Genomic DNA, 17060 nt, shown 5'->3' on the forward strand with positions numbered 1-17060 from the left:
TTTTCGACGAGTCACTGTCCTGATATTTCGTATCCGAAATACCTCGGCCAGCGCCCACACGAATTACTTGGTCAACTTTTTAAAGAGCGTTCGGGCTTCAAACTATCCCGATCAAGGCCGCGTATTCTACATCGAATCACCGCCTTGTCAACCGTTTATTTTGGCTCCGACCCGAGGCCGAAAAACTGCCAATCAAATCAAACGGTTGTCTTTCAATTTCTGACCTGCCCCAGGGGCGTGTCCCTCGAAAGAGATGCGCATTCTACAGAGCCGTGCGCATGTGTCAACGAGGTTAAACAACTATTTTCACCATGTTTCGGTTAGCACCTATGCCATTGATCAATCTGCAGCCAGGATGCTTCCTTTTTGAGCTAAACCGACGCAGATTCGTTCGCTGAATTACGGGATTTTCTGAACAGCGCCAAAACCGGTCCCGACAGGGCATAAACGAGAAAGCCGGTAAACAGCACCGTAGCCGGGTCAAGCGCCACCACAACGAACACAAGAACCACAAGAAGAATCGCCGCAAACGGCACCCGCCCACGCATATCCAGATCCTTGAAGCTCTTGTAGAGGATGTTACTGACCATCAGCACCCCACAACCACCGACAACAATGATGGTCATCAGCGTCAACCAACTGGCCGGCTCTACATCATGGAAACACCAGACCAGTCCGGCCACACAAGCAGCCGCAGCGGGGCTGGCCAGGCCAACAAAAAACTTTTTATCGACGGAACCTATCTGGGTATTGAATCGCGCCAGACGCAGGGCAGCGCCAGCCACATATATGAAGGTAATGGCCCAGCCGACCTGGTCGAGATTGTTCAGTGACCAGAAGAAAGCCACCAATCCCGGCGCAACGCCAAATGCGACCATATCGGCAAGGCTGTCATACTCTTCGCCAAATTTGCTTTGGGTATTGGTGAGCCTGGCTACCCGGCCATCAAGGCCGTCGAGAATCATCGATACGAAAATGGCGATGGCTGCATTATCAAACACACCATTAGCGGCGGAAACAATGGCATAGAAACCAGAGAACAGGGAGGCCGTTGTGAGCGCGTTCGGAAGGAGATAAATCCCCTTGCGCCGGACCGGGGCCCCCTCAACAAACTCTTCCTCGACTACCTCGCCAGTCTCAATGTCGAACTCGTGGCCCATTTCGCTATCCTGTTCCCGGGCCCCGCTCTCTGCGGCTTTGGTATTCGTCTGCTTTTTTTCGTCACTCATTCCAGTCACTCCGGAAAGCATTTAGGCGGAGTATATACGAAAAACGCGGCCACCCGGGCCGCGTTTTCCAAAACTGACCGGGTTACCGGCTCAGTTTTTCTCTTTATCCACGATCTTGTTCGCGGAGATCCAGGGCATCATGGAGCGCAGCTTTTCGCCTACGGTCTCGATCTGATGCTCGGCGTTGATGCGGCGACGGGCCGTCATGGACGGATAGTTGCTGCTGCCTTCCTGAATGAACATCTTGGCATATTCACCGGTCTGGATGCGCTTCAGTGCATTGCGCATGGCTTCACGGGATTGCTCGTTGATGATCTCGGGGCCAGTGACGTACTCACCGTACTCCGCGTTGTTGGAGATGGAGTAGTTCATGTTGGCGATACCGCCTTCGTACATCAGGTCAACGATCAGCTTGAGCTCGTGCAGACACTCGAAATAAGCCATTTCCGGCTCGTAACCGCCATCAACCAGAGTTTCAAAGGCCGCCTTGACGAGTTCAACAGTACCACCACACAGAACAGCCTGCTCACCGAACAGATCGGTTTCGGTCTCGTCCTTGAAGGTAGTTTCGATGATGCCCGTACGGCCGCCACCAATACCACTGGCATAGGACAGGGCCAGGTTCTTGGCATTACCGGACGCGTCCTGGAAGATGGCGATCAGGTCAGGAATGCCGCCGCCACGGGTAAACTCGGTGCGAACGGTGTGGCCCGGCGCCTTGGGGGCAATCATGATTACGTCCAGGTCCTTGCGCGGCACGATCTGGTTGTAATGAATCGAGAAGCCATGGGCGAACGCCAGGGTAGCGCCCTGCTTCAGGTTCGGTTCGATTTCGGCGTTGTACAGCTGCGCCTGGAACTCGTCCGGCGTCAGAACCATCACTACGTCGGCAGCGGCAACAGCGGACGGTACGTCGCTGGTTTTCAGACCGTAAGCTTCTGCCTTGGCAATCGAGGAAGAACCCGGGCGCAGACCAACGGTTACATCAACACCGGACTCTTTCAGGTTGCACGCATGAGCGTGGCCCTGTGAGCCAAAACCGATGATGGCCACTTTCTTGCCCTGGATGATGGAAAGATCACAATCCTTATCGTAATAAACCTGCATGAAAAACCTCTATATATTGTATTGGCCTTTGAGTGGCCGTCATTGTACAGAATGATGTCAGTGCCCGTTACAGGCTCAATACTTTTTCGCCGCGGGCAATGCCCGACACACCGCTACGGACAACCTCAAGTACCCCCGAGGTACCCACAGCCTGAATAAAGCCATCCAGCTTCTCGCTGTTACCTGCCAACTGAACGGTATAGACAGAGCTGGTGACGTCTACTATCTGGCCGCGAAAAATATCAACCGTGCGCTTGATCTCGGCGCGCTGGGAGCCCGTTGCCTTGAGCTTGACCAACATCAGTTCACGCTCGATGTGCGAACCCTCTGTAAGATCCACCAGCTTGACCACTTCAATGAGCTTGTTCAGCTGCTTGGTGATCTGTTCGATGACCCTGTCAGAGCCAGTGGTTGTTACCGTCAGGCGAGAGAGCGTCTCGTCCTCAGTCGGTGCCACTGTCAGCGTTTCGATGTTGTAGTTGCGCTGGGAAAACAGCCCTACCACGCGGGACAGGGCCCCAGGTTCGTTCTCAAGCAAAACAGAAATGATTCGACGCATGATCAGACCCTCTCCGTCTTGCTGAGCCACATATCTTTCATTGAGCCGCGCGCCACCTGCATGGGGTAGACGTGCTCAAACCGGTCAACGTAGATATCAACGAATACCAGGTCGTCCTTCATTGCCAGCACTTCTTTGAGCTTGGGCTCCAGATCTTCCTTTTTATCAATCCTGACACCCTTGTGGCCGTATGCCTCCGCCAACTTGATGAAATCTGGCAGCGATCCCATGTAAGACTCTGCGTGACGGGACTCATAGTTCATGTCCTGCCACTGCTTGACCATACCCAGCGCCTGGTTGTTCAGGTTGATGATTTTCACCGGCAGGTTGTACTGCTTGCAGGTGGACAGCTCCTGGATATTCATCTGGATACTGCCCTCACCGGTAATGCAAAGCACCTCGTCGTCCGGATGCGTCAGTTTGACACCCATTGCGGCCGGCAAACCGAAGCCCATGGTGCCCAGACCACCCGAGTTGATCCAGCGGTTGGGTTTGTCAAACTTGTAGTACTGGGCCGCAAACATCTGGTGCTGCCCCACGTCCGAGGTTACGAATGCCTCACCATTGGTAAGCTTCCAGAGTGCTTCAACCACTTCCTGCGGCTTGATCACATCCGGGCTGGTTTCATAGCGCATGCCATGGAACGCCCGCCACTCTTCGATCTGCTTCCACCAGGCCGCGATAGCGTCGGCGTCCGGCTTTTCCTTGCTCTCCCTGACCAGCGTGATCATCTCGTTGAGCACCGCATCCACCGGACCAACGATGGGAACATCCGCATCAATGGTTTTGGAAATAGATGCCGGGTCAATATCGATGTGCACGATACGGGCGCCGGGGCAGAATTTTTCGGTGGCATTCGTCACCCGGTCGTCGAATCGAGCGCCGACACAAAGGATCAGATCCGAATGGTGCATGGCCATGTTGGATTCATAGGTACCATGCATACCCAGCCAGCCAAGATGCTGCTTGTCGGAGGCAGGATAACAGCCAATACCCATCAGGGTGTTTGTAATCGGGTAGCCCAGCGTCCTGACCAGTTCAGTCAGCTGGTTTGTCGCCTTACCGAGAATAACGCCGCCGCCAGCGTAGATAATGGGGCGTTTCGCCGCCATCAGCATGTCCACGGCTTTCTTGATTTGGCCGGCGTGACCGCGAATGGCCGGGTTGTACGAGCGCAGCTTCACCTTCTTGGGGAAAACATATTCGTAACGCTCGTTCGGTGTGGTCATATCCTTGGGGATATCGACCACCACCGGACCAGGGCGGCCCGTAGCGGCAATATAATAAGCCTTACGGATAATTCCCGGAATTTCTTCCGGGTGACGGACACTGAGATTGTGCTTCACAACAGGACGGGAGACGCCGATCATGTCGGTCTCCTGGAAAGCATCTTCACCAATCAGCGTTGATGCCACCTGGCCGCACAGGACCACCATGGGGATGGAGTCCATGAATGCGGTGGCAATGCCAGTGATCGTGTTGGTGGCTCCAGGACCCGAAGTCACCAGTACGGTACCTGGTAACCCGGTCGCACGGGCGTAGCCGTCGGCCATATGGACCGCCGCCTGCTCATGACGTACCAGAATGTGTTTGACTTTGTCCTGCCTGAACAGCGCATCATAAATATGCAGCGCTGCACCACCCGGATAGCCGTATATGTATTCGATCCCCTCATCTTGCAGGGACCGGATCAGCATGTCGGCGCCAGACAATAACTCCACGATGTTCTACCCTCTTCTACGAGTGAATGAGCCGGGAAGGTCCCGGTTGCCTGGATGTCCGGTGATCATGCTTCTTGTGAAAGCTGAACCGGATACTCCGCCACACCAGCTGTAAGAGGTTGTCTCCTGGCCAGCCGCCCTCCTGAGGGTTGCGGAGAACGGCCAATCAACGGGTTGCACGTAAGCAACAACCAGTCCGCGACCATGCGCGGGGCATTCAGTGTGGTAATTAACGGGGGATACTCGCACGGGATTGCCTGCCGTATTGACCCCAGTCTTCAGGCAATCGGTAATTTTGACAGCGCGAAACTCCCTGTCAATAGCGGCGACCCTATTCTCTGCCCTTACCCGACAAAGGTCTGCCATACTTTGTGCAAGTATTTGAACCAGACTCAAGAAACTTGCCTTTACAAATGGCATGATAAACATAGGCTAAACAGAGACGGTACTGTTGTGACAGTACTCCGACAAGGCTAACGCGGAATGAGTAGAGGCATGAACATAAAAATTCTGACCCTGGCAGTACTACTGGTTGCAGCACCGGCGATATCTTCGGCGGCCTCTGTCTACAAATGGACCGATGAGGAAGGAGTGACGCATTTCGGCGATCGGGAACCAACCGGAACACGGTCGGAGTCCGTCAGTATACGCACCGGAAAACAGTCCGAAAGCAAACGCCAGAGCGCCCAGGAACAGGTTCAGGCCCTGGAGGACCAGGAAACCGAAGAATCTGAGCGAAAAGAAGAAAGTGCGCAGGAAGAAGCACGGCGCAAACAACGGGAAGCAAATTGCGAGACGGCACGCAGCAATCTGAGCATTCTGCAGCGGAACAGCCGGATACGCGTGGACGAGGATGGCGAGCAGCGCTACCTGTCAGAAGAAGAGATCGAGGAACAGCGCAAGAAATTTGAGGAAATCGCAGAAGAAAATTGCGGTGAATCCTCAGAAGAATAGCTGGTAACCGGCAGAACAGGTTGTTGCGGAAACGAAAAAGGCGGGGCTCCTGGCCCCGCCTTTTTGCTGCCTCCGTCAAGCCCTGGAGAAGGTCAGGGCATGATCTTTCACCGTGCCGCGGATGGTATCCCCGGAGACGAAGTCGCCCTGTAGCAGCCTTTGCGCCAGCGGGTTTTCGATCATTCGCTGGATCGCACGCTTGAGCGGGCGAGCACCGTAAACCGGGTCGTAACCGACTTCTCCCAGCAGTTCCATGGCCGCATCGTCCAGCTCCAGCTTCATATCCTGCTCTTTCAGGCGCTTGCTGAGGATCTCGATCTGGACCTTGGCAATGCCCTGGATCTGGCTCTTGGCCAGCGGATGGAACACCACCACTTCGTCCACGCGGTTGATGAACTCGGGCCTGAAGTGAGTGCCTACTACCTCCATAACAGCAGATTTCATCGCTTCGTAGTTTTCTTCACCCGCTTTCTGCTGAATGATGTCGGAACCCAGGTTCGATGTCATCACGATGACGGTATTCCGGAAATCCACGGTTCTGCCCTGTCCATCCGTCAGGCGCCCATCTTCCAGCACCTGCAGCAGGATGTTGAACACGTCCGGATGCGCTTTCTCGACCTCGTCCAGCAACAACACCGAATAAGGCCTGCGGCGGACCGCTTCGGTCAGGTAACCGCCCTCTTCGTAGCCCACATAGCCGGGAGGGGCACCGATCAGCCGGGCAACCGAGTGTTTCTCCATGAACTCGGACATGTCGATGCGAACCATGGCCTCTTCAGTATCAAACAGGAAGGAAGCCAGAGCCTTGCACAGCTCGGTTTTACCTACACCGGTAGGCCCGAGGAACAGGAATGAACCATTGGGACGATGGGGGTCTGAAAGACCTGCGCGGGAACGGCGCACTGCGTTGGAAACCGCTTCGACAGCTTCATCCTGGCCGATTACACGACTATGCAGCGCTTCTTCCATGCGCATGAGTTTATCGCGCTCCCCTTCCAGCATCTTCGATACCGGAATACCGGTCCACTTGGACACGACCTCTGCGATCTCTTCGTCCGTCACCCGGTTACGGAGCAACTTCATCTCCATCATTTCCGCCTGGCTCGCCATATCCAGCTGGCGCTCCAGTTCCGGAATCTGGCCGTACTGCAGTTCGGACATCCTTCCAAGATCACCAGCCCGACGGGCATTTTCCAGATCAATCCTGGCCTGCTCCAGCTGACTCTTGATCTTCTGCGAGCCGTGCAACGCCGCCTTTTCGGTGTTCCAGACCTCTTCCAGATCCGCGTATTCACGTTCCACCCCGGTGATCACGTCCGAAAGCTCCGAGAGCCGCTTTTTGGACGCTGCATCGGTTTCTTTTTTCAGCGCTTCGCGCTCGATTTTCAGCTGGATCAGGCGCCGCTCAAGACGGTCCAGCGCCTCCGGCTTGGAGTCCATTTCCATACGAATCTGGCTGGCAGCCTCATCCACCAGGTCAATGGCCTTGTCCGGCAATTGACGGTCGGCAATATAACGATGAGAAAGCTTGGCTGCGGCGATGATGGCACCGTCAGTCACCTCCACGCCGTGGTGAACTTCATAGCGCTCCTTGAGGCCACGAAGGATCGCGATTGTATCCTCTTCACTCGGCTCGGAAACAAGCACCTTCTGGAAGCGGCGCTCCAGGGCGGCGTCTTTCTCGATGTTTTCGCGGTACTCGTCGAGGGTCGTGGCACCTACACAATGCAACTCGCCTCGGGCCAGCGCCGGCTTGAGCATGTTGCCGGCATCCATGGAGCCTTCCGCTTTACCGGCGCCTACCACGGTATGGATCTCGTCTATAAACAGGATGATCTGCCCTTCCTGCTTGGCCAGCTCATTGAGTACAGCCTTCAGACGCTCCTCGAAGTCACCACGAAACTTGGCACCCGCAATCAGAGAGCCCATGTCCAGAGACAGTACCCGTTTGTTCTTGAGCCCTTCCGGCACTTCACCGTTGACGATTCGCTGTGCGAGCCCCTCAACAATGGCGGTCTTGCCCACACCAGGCTCACCAATCAGGACAGGGTTGTTCTTGCGACGGCGCTGGAGCACCTGGATAGTGCGGCGAATTTCGTCATCACGGCCGATCACCGGGTCCAGCTTACCCGCCTCAGCACGATCGGTGAGATCAATGGTGTATTTGGTCAGGGCCTGCCGGTTTTCTTCCGCAGAGGGATCATCAACCGACTCACCACCACGGACTTCATCGATGGCGGCCTCCAGGGATGACTTATCGACTCCCTGCTCTCGCAGGACACGGCCAAGGGTGCCCCGGTCCTCAAGGGCTGCCAGCAACATCAGTTCGCTGGAGATGAACTGGTCACCACGCTTCTGCGCCAGCTTGTCTGCGATATTGAACAGCCGTCCCATGTCATTGGACATGGAAACGTCTCCGGCTGAACCCTGCACTTCCGGCAGGTTCTCAATCTCCCGGGCCACAGCCTGTCGAATGCGACCGGGCTCTGCCCCGGACTGTTTCAGAAGGGGCTTGATGGAACCTCCTTCCTGGTCCATCAGCGCCTGCATCAGATGCACCGGCTCGATGAAATTATGATCCTTGCCCACTGCAAGGGACTGCGCATCCGCAAGCGCGGTCTGCAGTTTGCTGGTCAGTTTGTCGATTCTCATGATTCTGGATTCCCCACTTTCTGTCATGCGGCCCGGAATGCTTTCCGGGGGCAGCATTTACTTTGCTTTGACAGTTAATGTAGGGGCGTTTGGCAGGACTTCAAGCGGACAGGGACAGGAAGTGTCAGAAAATTGACGGGCATCATGAAATAGTGATCAGGCTGGCCATGCGTCCTGTCTGCCCGTCACGGCGGTAGGAGAAAAATCGCTCCTGGTCTGTCACCGTGCAGAAGCCTCCTCCATACACCTGCAACACACCTGCGGCGGCCAGTCTCTGGCGGGCCAGTGTGTAGATATCAGCCAGGTAATGCCCCTCCCGGCAGGGACTTGGAACAAAGGCACTTGCTGCGAGCGGATCATTCGTGAGGAAAACCTCACGCACTTCCGGCCCCACCTCGAACCGGTCCGGCCCGATAGCCGGCCCCAGCCAAGCCAGAAGACTGGCGGGATTCCCGAACCGCGCCACTGTACTCTCAAGCACACCATCGGCAAGCCCCCGCCACCCGGCATGGGCCGCCGCCACCCGACTGCCAGAGGCGTCACAGAATAGCACCGGCAGGCAGTCCGCAGTCATGACCACGCAGACGTCGCCGGCCCGGGATGTCACGCTGGCATCGGCCCGGACTTGCCCGGTTGCCGGCAGCTCGACAACATCAGTGCCATGCACCTGGTTCAGCCAGCCAAAGCACCCGGCACCAAGTCCAAGCTGCTCATACAAGATAGCGCGATTCTGCTCCACCGCCTGCTGCGAATCCCCCACATGGGTACCCAGGTTCAGGGTATCCCAGGGGGCACTACTTACCCCGCCGTGCTTGGTGGTACAGGCAGCCCGGATCCCGGACGGCGCGGGCCAATCCGGGAGGATGAGTGGCAGCTCAGAAGTCATGATTCTCCAGATCCCTGACGTGCTTGCGGAGCGCTGCCAGCAGCGCTTCCATATCCTCCGGCAAGGGCACTTCCCAGGTCATCACCTCGCCAGTACCAGGATGCTCCAGGGTCAGTTGCCGGGCATGGAGAGCCTGGCGCTGAAACCCGGCCAGTGCGTCCCGCAGCTCATCAGTTGTCCCTTTGGGCAGGCGAAGCCGGCCGCCGTACTGCGGGTCCCCCACCAGGGGGTGTTTCACATGGGCCATATGAACTCTGATCTGGTGTGTGCGCCCGCTTTCAAGCTTGCACCGGATATGAGTATGGGCGGCGAACCGCTCGATCAGCCGATAATGGGTGACAGCCGGTTTCCCCGTTGGCACGACCGCCATTTTTTTCCGTTCACGGGGATGACGGCCAATCGGTGCGTCCACTGTCGCCCCTCCCGTCAGAGTCCCGACCACGATTGCTTCATACTCCCGCCCCATGGTGCGGGTCTGCAACTGATCCACCAGTGATGTGTGGGCAATCAGGCTGCGCGCCACCACCATGATTCCGGAGGTATCCTTGTCAAGACGATGCACGATGCCGGCTCTCGGCAGATTTTCAACTTCCGGGGCATGATTCAGCAGTGCGTTCACCAGCGTGCCATCCGCATGGCCGGCAGCGGGATGAACAACCAGGCCCGCCGGCTTGTTGATGACCAGCAGGTGCTCATCTTCATGGACAATATCCAGGGAAATGGATTCCGCCTGCCAGCTCACCTGCGCTTCCGGTTCGGCATCCAGCTCCAGCTTATCCCCCAGCATCACCTTGTCGCGGGGCTTGCAGGCTTTCCCGTTCACCGTCAGCGCCCCGCTCCTGATCCAGCCCTGCAATCGTGAACGGGAGTGCTCCGGCATCAGCTCAGCAGCGGCCTGGTCCAGACGGCGGTCGCTGTGTTCCGGTGGGACAGAAAAGCTGGCAATAATACGGTGTTCAGATGACATTGAGCCCCCGGGGCCGGTGATAAAAGGTTACGTTTGAGTCAGAATTTTTCAATCAACCGCGAGTGCCACTGCACAATGGAGGAGATCCCCGTTACAATGGCTCACCATTTGAATTTTCGCCATTATACGGGATTCCGGCATGAGATCAGTTGTTCGATTACTGCTAGTGACTACCGCAGCCCTTTTTATCAGTGCCTGCGCATCCAACAAGCAGGAAGAAGTATTGCCGGAAGAGACCTATTACGAAAATGCCCGGGATGCAATGAACTCGGGAAATTTCAATGAGGCCGAACTGAATCTTGATTACCTGGAAACCTACTATCCCTTCGGTCGTTATGCGGAGCAGGCCCAGCTGGATCTGATTTATGCCCGCTACCAGAATCTTGACTTGGAAGGTGCTCGCGCCGCCGCGGACCGCTTTCTTCGCCTGAACCCTCAAAGCGATCACGCGGATTATGCCATTTACATGCGGGGGCTGGCCTCCTATAACCTGGATCTCGGTCTTGCAGCGAGATATTTCCCTATAGACGTAGCGGCACGGGATCCGGGCGAGCAACGCCAGGCTTTCCGGGATTTTTCCGAGCTACTGAACCGTTACCCGTCCAGTGAATACGCCCCGGATGCCCGCCAGCGCATGATAGCCATCCGCAACCGCCTGGCAGAGCTTGAGCTCTTTGCCGCCCGCTACTACATCAGCCGTGAAGCCTACATTGCAGCCAATAATCGGGCACGCTTCGTTGTGGAAAACTACTCCACCACCCCATCCGTGGAAGAAGCCCTGATCATTATGGCCGAAACTTACCGGTTCATGGATCTGAAGAAGGCTTCGTCAGACGCTGTCGCCATGCTGGAAGAGAACTTTCCGGACAGTTCCGCCTTCAACGAGGATGGCGAATTTCAGGCCGATATTCTCAAGCGCAGGGACCGTTCGCTGTCCAGCGTAGTAACCTTCGGCCTGATTGGCGACGAATAAGCGGCACTAGTTGCCGCTTTTCCAACCATTGGTGATGGGATAGCGGCGGTCCTTGCCAAAACCCCGCTCGGTAATCCGTACACCGATAGGCGCCTGCCTGCGCTTGTATTCGTTAATATCCACCAGGCGCACTACCCTGTCCACATCGGCCCTGTCGAAACCCTGGGCAACGATGGCATCAGCACTGAGGTCTCGCTCAACATACAGGTTAAGAATCTGGTCGAGGATGTCATAACCGGGCAGGCTGTCTTCGTCTTTCTGATCAGGCGCCAGCTCTGCCGATGGCGGACGGGTAATAACCCGCTCGGGAATTACCTGTGAAACCGTGTTGCGGTACCAGGCAAGGCGAAAAACCAGGGTCTTGGGAACATCCTTGAGCACATCAAAGCCTCCCGCCATATCGCCGTACAACGTCGAGTAACCCACCGCCATTTCGCTTTTGTTGCCGGTTGTCAGCACCAGCGAGCCAAACTTGTTGGACAGGGACATGAGTAGCACGCCCCGCAACCTTGCCTGCAGGTTTTCCTCGGTGGTATCCGGTTGCGTTCCTTCGAACGGTGCCGCCAGAGTTTCCATAAACGCATCGTACATGGGCTCGATGGAGAACACGTCGTACTGGACGCCCAGGGCGAGGGCTTCCGCTTCCGCATCCTCAATGCTAATGCCGGATGTGTAGCGAAATGGCATCATCACGGCGCGCACCCGTTCCGCACCCAGGGCGTCAACCGCGATGGCAAGGGTGACCGCTGAATCAATCCCTCCGGACAAGCCCAGCACCACAGACTTGAAGCCATTCTTGTTGACATAGTCCCGCACACCCAGCACCAGAGCCCTGTAGACATTCTCTTCCAGGGAGGGCTCGGCAATGGCAGGCTGGGCTATGGGCTGGCAATGATGCTCGCAGATGAAATCCACCGGATAGAGCCCTTCGCTGAACTGGGGAGCTTCAGCGGCAAGAACACCGGAATGATCGTAGACCATGGAGCCGCCATCGAAAACCAGCTCGTCCTGGCCGCCAACCAGGTTGACATAGGCAATACTGACCCGGTTCTCGCAGGCCTTGCGTTCAATCAGTGCCTTGCGGCGCTTCTGTTTGTCGATGTCGTAGGGTGAGGCGTTGAGGTTGACGACCAGTTTCGCCCCCGCTGCGGCGGCATCCTCCACGGGCCCATCGCTCCAGATGTCCTCGCACACAGTGACGCCTACCGGCACTCCCCGGACATCCATCACCAGTGTGTCAGCACCATTGGCGAAGTAACGCTTCTCATCAAATACCTGGTAATTGGGGGGGAAGCGCTTGAAGTAACGGCCGGTGATTTTTCCATCTTCAACAATGACGGCCGCGTTGTACAGAAGCGCCCCTTCCCTGATCGGCGCGCCGACAATAACTGCAGGACCAAGCCCCGCATCCTGCAGAGATGCCAGGGCTTCAGCAATGCGCACATCCATACTGGGACGAAGCAGGAGGTCTTCGGGAGGGTAGCCGGTCAGGCACAGCTCCGGAAACACCACCAGATCCGCCTGGTGCTCCTGTTCTGCACGCCGCGTAGCTTCAATCACCTTGCCAGTGTTACCGGGGATATCTCCCACCAGGAAATCAAGCTGGGCCATAACCACTCTCAATTTTCCGGGCACCGGGCCGCCGGGTGACTGATCCTTTTGCACGGACATAACGCAGCTCCTGTAACTCATTGCCATTAAAAGGCTATTATAACCCCGCAACGCTACAGAATTCTCGCGGGATGCCCATCGGATTATGACAGACACACCGACAACCGAGCTCAAACCCCAGGCAGATGCCCCTCCCGTCAGCCAGAGGGGCAGACTGTTCCGCATCTACAATCATTACAGGGTTGTTGTCAGCGTGATCCTGGTGGCGCTGTTGTTCGTCGATCCGATCAACTTTGATACCCGCTTCCGGGCCATGGATTATTATCAGGCCGGCGTCATCAGTTACCTGGCCATCAATGGTTTCGTCGCCCTGATAATGCTGGCCGGATTCCAGCCACGAAGCCGGCATATCACCCTCTCGATCCTGATGGATATTCTCATCCTCCATGGACTCCTGCTCGTCAGCACGGGTATTACCAATGGACTGGCCAATCTGGTTATCGTCTCGGTAGCGGCCGGTAATATTCTGACACCGACCCGAATGGGCACGTTCTATGCGGCACTGGGTGCCATCTGCTCTCTGGGCATTTCCACCTGGTCGGTCATGGCTTATGGCGACTCCGCCGATGGAATCGTACGGGCCGGCTCCCTGGGTATTCTCTATTTCGCGGCGGCGTTCACTCTGCAATATATTTCCCGGCGCATGCTTCGCAGCGAAGCACTGGCCACGTCCCGCGCCCGCAGTATTGCCGAACTGGAGCAGATCAACCGGCAGATCATACAGCGCATGCGCACAGGCATTCTTGTACTGGACCGGTTTGGCCATATCCGGCTGGCAAACGCGGCAGCTGAGGAACTGCTTTTTGGCGTGGCCAGCGACGAATCCGGCCGCCAGCCCAGTCGGGGGCGTAACCTGCCCCAACCTTTGCGGCTGGGGCTCGAGGCGTGGCTGAAAGATCCAGCCCGAAGAACCGACCCGTTTCAGGCCACACCAACTTCGCCGATGGTACAGGTCAATTTCACCCAGCTTGATCAGGAGCGGGGCGACCAGATTCTGGTGTTCATTGATGACATGAGCAAGGTAACGCAGCAGGCACAGCAGATGAAACTGGCTTCGCTGGGGCGTCTCACTGCGGGTATTGCCCACGAAATCCGCAACCCGCTCGGGGCCATCAGCCACGCTTCACAACTGATGGGGGAGTCCCCCAACCTTGATGACGGCGACCGGAAAATGCTGGATATCATCGAACGGCACTCCCGCAGGGTCAACGGCATTATTGAAAACGTCCTGGACCTGTCCCGGCGCCGTGAAGCCAGTACCGACCTGATCGACATTGGCCAGTGGCTGTCGGCATTTCGTGACGACTATCTCCAGACCCAGGACACCGAGCAACACAAAGGTGCTCACATTGAGCTGCGAATGGAAACCAACCTGCCTCAGGCCCGTTTTGATGTAAGCCAGATCGAGCAGGTCATGGTGAATCTTTGCGATAACGGGCTACGCTATAGCGAGCAGAATACCGGCGAGCGGAAAATTGAGATCAATGCCGGGGCAACGGCTGACGGCGAGAGAGCCTACGTGGATGTTCGTGACTTCGGGCCCGGCATCGCCCCTGAACACCGCGTTTCCGTTTTTGAGCCATTCTTCACAACCGACAAAAGCGGGACAGGCCTCGGTCTTTATCTGGCACGGGAACTGTGCGAGGCTAACCAGGCTCACCTGTCCCTGGTGGATGACAAACGGCTTGGCTGTTGTTTTCGAATAACATTTGCTCACCACGGGCGGATGATATGACAACGGCCCAGGCCCGGCAGTCTGAACAATGACATGGAACCGATAACAATCCAATGACCACTCATACAGCGCTGATTGTAGACGACGAACCGGATATCCGGGATCTACTGGAAATCACCCTCACCCGCATGGGCATTCAGACTCTGACAGCACCGGACATCACCAGCGCGAAGAAGCTGCTGGGCGAACACCGGCCACAGCTGTGCCTCACCGATATGAACCTGCCCGACGGCAATGGCATCGAACTGGTGCAGTGGATCCAGCAACACACGCCTTGTACCCCGGTGGCGGTGATCACCGCCTACGGAAACATGGATACAGCCATTGAGTCACTCAAGGCCGGTGCTTTCGATTTCGTATCAAAACCAGTTGAACTTCCCCGTTTGCGTGAGCTGGTTAACAGCGCCCTGAAATTATCAGAACCGGAACCGGACCACGAAACGGCAACGGATGAGCCCGGCCTGCTGCTGGGCAACTCTGCGGAGATAAAACGCCTGAGAAACCAGGTCCGCAAACTGGCACGCAGCCAGGCCCCGGTGTTTATCAGCGGTGAGTCCGGCAGCGGCAAGGAACTGGTGGCTCGCATGATCCACCTGCAAGGCCCCCGCCGGGACCACCCTTTTATCGCAGTAAACTGCGGTGCCATCCCTTCCGAACTGATGGAGAGCGAGTTTTTCGGCCACAAGAAAGGCAGCTTCACAGGCGCCGTGGACAACAAGGATGGCCTGTTCCGCTCCGCCGACGGCGGCACCCTCTTTCTGGATGAAGTGGCCGACCTGCCACTTGCGATGCAGGTCAAGCTGCTTCGGGCCATTCAGGAAAAGGCTGTCAGGCCGGTAGGCGACACCAAAGAGGTGCCGGTCGACATCCGAGTGCTCAGCGCTACCCACAAGGACCTGCCAAACCTGGTTCAGGAAGGCGAATTCCGTCAGGACCTTTTCTATCGCATCAACGTCATCGAGCTCCCGGTGCCCGCGTTGAGAGACAGGCCAGACGACATCAGCCTGCTGAGTAACCACATACTCGAGCGCATCGCCCGTGAATACGAATGCGAGCCTGCCGCACTGACGAAAGAAGCCATAGATCGCCTCAAGGCACATGACTTCCCGGGCAATGTGCGGGAACTTGAGAATATTCTGGAGCGGGCATTCACCCTATGCGATGCAGACCTGATTGGCCCGGAGGACCTTCACATCGGCAACGGTCCCGCGACTGCAGGCCTATCCGGTGCTGCCGGCAGCAGTACACTGTCTACAAGCCAGGATTTATTGGCAGTGCCGGAGGGGGAAATTGATCTGGAAAACTACCTGGAAACCATTGAGCGCCAGGCCATTGAGAAAGCCCTTGAGGCCACACGGTGGAACAAAACTGCAGCGGCGAAGCGGCTGGGGATCAGTTTTCGGGCGTTGCGGTATCGGTTGAAGAAGTTGGGGATGGAGTAAGCCATCTCCTACACGAGTTACCGCCTATGCTGATAGGGTTCCGATTTAACATCGACTAACATCGAATTATTATCAACTGACAGAACCCAAGGATGGGCCTGATGTTTTACACGGAATCCCCACGTTGTGAAAACGGTTTTACCCTAGTCGAGCTTATTGTTTGCCTAGCACTGCTCACTATTTTTCTTTTCGCCACAACCGCCTCTTACAACACTCTTGTTGCAAGGCACGCTGGCGAAACTCAAATCAAGGCCTTGGCCAGATTGTTTCATTCTGCGCGCTCGGAGGCCATTCGTAGTGCGCAGATTATTACTATTTGTCCGCTTGACGAAAATAGAGTCTGCAGTTCTGATTGGAACCGAACTATCTCAATATTTACCGATCCCAATAACTTAAAGCGGCTAACTGCAAGAGCCAACCTACTCCAAGAGGTAAATGTGTCTGAATACGGCAGAATTCGCTCCGCCCCAAGTACCCGCCGCTACTTTCAGTTTACCGAAATAGGCAGCGCTCGGGGGACGATGGGGAATTTGACATGGTGTGCTCAAAATGACACCGCTGAGACCCGCCAGCAACTGATTATCACATTGTCCGGAAGGGTACGCCTGGCCAGAGACATGGATGGAGATGGCGTGAGGGAAAAAGCCGACGGCTCAGCAATTAGCTGCTGAAAACGCCTTAAATCACTACCAACATTCCGCATCCCCTGATTCACTGGAACGTGTCCCCGCCTCGTCTATTTCAAGCCAACCGCAATCGTCCTCGGTCTGACTTGAAGCAGGAGTTGCCCGCAAGGTGAAGTCCGTGCGGGTAACATTGCCCTCGAATGCGTAATTGTAGAATACTGTTCCGTTACCCTGCCGCGGCATCGCCGTAAAAGGTAATGCAGGCGCATTGCCTCCATCTGTACGATAATCATAGCCATTTGTATAGCGACGCTCCATAAACTGAGCAAGCTCTAGCAAATCACCCTGCGCTGTCGTTCGTCGCGTTGACTCTACATGTCTCTGATAGCTCGGTACTGCGATCGCTGCGATTATTCCAATGATTGCCACCACAATCATCAATTCAATAAGGGTAAAGCCTGCGGCTTTTCTATCCACCATACTGCCTCCAATACGCGCCAATACTTCTGCCCTACCGGAGCCTACTAGTCAAAGCGCC

14 protein-coding genes are annotated in these 17060 nt (G+C 56.3%); 5 read left to right on the forward strand and 9 right to left on the reverse strand.

Annotated features, from left to right (window positions below):
* Positions 1-371 precede the first annotated feature (371 nt).
* The 4 genes from pssA to HLUCCO03_RS03045 all read right to left on the reverse strand — a co-directional run bounded on the left by pssA (position 372) and on the right by HLUCCO03_RS03045 (position 4616).
* The gene (gene pssA / locus HLUCCO03_RS03030) at positions 372-1160 is read right to left on the reverse strand and encodes a CDP-diacylglycerol--serine O-phosphatidyltransferase (protein ID WP_292016610.1); all 789 of its coding nucleotides are present in this window, start codon (positions 1158-1160) and stop codon (positions 372-374) included.
* A gap of 159 nt (positions 1161-1319) precedes the next feature.
* The gene (gene ilvC, locus HLUCCO03_RS03035) at positions 1320-2336 is read right to left on the reverse strand and encodes a ketol-acid reductoisomerase (protein ID WP_027831031.1); all 1017 of its coding nucleotides are present in this window, start codon (positions 2334-2336) and stop codon (positions 1320-1322) included.
* Between the two features lie 67 nt (positions 2337-2403).
* Positions 2404-2895, reverse strand: a complete 492-nt coding sequence (ilvN, locus tag HLUCCO03_RS03040; protein WP_027831030.1) for an acetolactate synthase small subunit — start codon at positions 2893-2895, stop codon at positions 2404-2406.
* A 2-nt stretch (positions 2896-2897) separates the two neighbouring features.
* Positions 2898-4616, reverse strand: a complete 1719-nt coding sequence (locus HLUCCO03_RS03045) for an acetolactate synthase 3 large subunit (RefSeq protein WP_027831029.1) — start codon at positions 4614-4616, stop codon at positions 2898-2900.
* Positions 4617-5111: 495 nt separating this feature from the next.
* Here HLUCCO03_RS03045 and HLUCCO03_RS03050 point away from each other — a divergent pair, with 495 nt between their 5' ends.
* Positions 5112-5570: a DUF4124 domain-containing protein gene (locus HLUCCO03_RS03050; RefSeq protein WP_036197281.1), complete on the forward strand. Its 459-nt coding sequence runs from the start codon at positions 5112-5114 to the stop codon at positions 5568-5570.
* A 75-nt stretch (positions 5571-5645) separates the two neighbouring features.
* On the opposite strand, the gene clpB is transcribed toward HLUCCO03_RS03050, so the two are convergent.
* From clpB to rluD, 3 genes are all read right to left on the reverse strand, one after another.
* Positions 5646-8222: an ATP-dependent chaperone ClpB gene (clpB, locus tag HLUCCO03_RS03055; RefSeq protein WP_027831027.1), complete on the reverse strand. Its 2577-nt coding sequence runs from the start codon at positions 8220-8222 to the stop codon at positions 5646-5648.
* 142 nt (positions 8223-8364) lie between these two features.
* Positions 8365-9108 (reverse strand): peptidoglycan editing factor PgeF, encoded by a 744-nt coding sequence (pgeF, locus tag HLUCCO03_RS03060; RefSeq protein ID WP_027831026.1) that lies wholly within the window; start codon positions 9106-9108, stop codon positions 8365-8367.
* Complete coding sequence (gene rluD / locus HLUCCO03_RS03065) at positions 9098-10075, reverse strand: 23S rRNA pseudouridine(1911/1915/1917) synthase RluD (RefSeq protein WP_027831025.1); 978 nt, start codon at positions 10073-10075, stop codon at positions 9098-9100. The genes pgeF and rluD overlap by 11 nt, the downstream gene beginning before the upstream one ends.
* Positions 10076-10214: 139 nt before the next feature.
* On the opposite strand from rluD, the gene HLUCCO03_RS03070 reads away from it, so the two are divergent.
* Complete coding sequence (locus tag HLUCCO03_RS03070) at positions 10215-11048, forward strand: outer membrane protein assembly factor BamD (protein WP_027831024.1); 834 nt, start codon at positions 10215-10217, stop codon at positions 11046-11048.
* 6 nt (positions 11049-11054) lie between these two features.
* Here HLUCCO03_RS03070 and HLUCCO03_RS03075 read toward each other — a convergent pair whose 3' ends face one another.
* Positions 11055-12719 (reverse strand): NAD+ synthase, encoded by a 1665-nt coding sequence (locus HLUCCO03_RS03075; protein WP_027831023.1) that lies wholly within the window; start codon positions 12717-12719, stop codon positions 11055-11057.
* Between the two features lie 85 nt (positions 12720-12804).
* Between HLUCCO03_RS03075 and HLUCCO03_RS03080 the strand changes: the two genes are divergently transcribed.
* The 3 genes from HLUCCO03_RS03080 (at position 12805) to HLUCCO03_RS03090 (ending at position 16567) form a co-directional block, all read left to right on the forward strand.
* The gene (locus HLUCCO03_RS03080) at positions 12805-14454 is read left to right on the forward strand and encodes an ATP-binding protein (RefSeq protein ID WP_027831022.1); all 1650 of its coding nucleotides are present in this window, start codon (positions 12805-12807) and stop codon (positions 14452-14454) included.
* A gap of 53 nt (positions 14455-14507) precedes the next feature.
* A complete protein-coding gene (locus tag HLUCCO03_RS03085) occupies positions 14508-15896 on the forward strand; it encodes a sigma-54 dependent transcriptional regulator (RefSeq protein ID WP_027831021.1) in 1389 nt (462 codons plus the stop codon).
* Positions 15897-15997: 101 nt separating this feature from the next.
* Complete coding sequence (locus HLUCCO03_RS03090) at positions 15998-16567, forward strand: GspH/FimT family pseudopilin (protein ID WP_027831020.1); 570 nt, start codon at positions 15998-16000, stop codon at positions 16565-16567.
* A gap of 15 nt (positions 16568-16582) precedes the next feature.
* Here the strand turns inward: HLUCCO03_RS03090 and HLUCCO03_RS03095 are convergent, their stop codons facing one another.
* A complete protein-coding gene (locus HLUCCO03_RS03095) occupies positions 16583-17002 on the reverse strand; it encodes a type IV pilin protein (RefSeq protein WP_027831019.1) in 420 nt (139 codons plus the stop codon).
* Positions 17003-17060: the final 58 nt, after the last annotated feature.

Origin of the sequence: Marinobacter sp. HL-58 (assembly GCF_001314605.1) — a bacterium.
In the GTDB taxonomy this organism is placed as follows: Bacteria; Pseudomonadota; Gammaproteobacteria; order Pseudomonadales; family Oleiphilaceae; genus Marinobacter.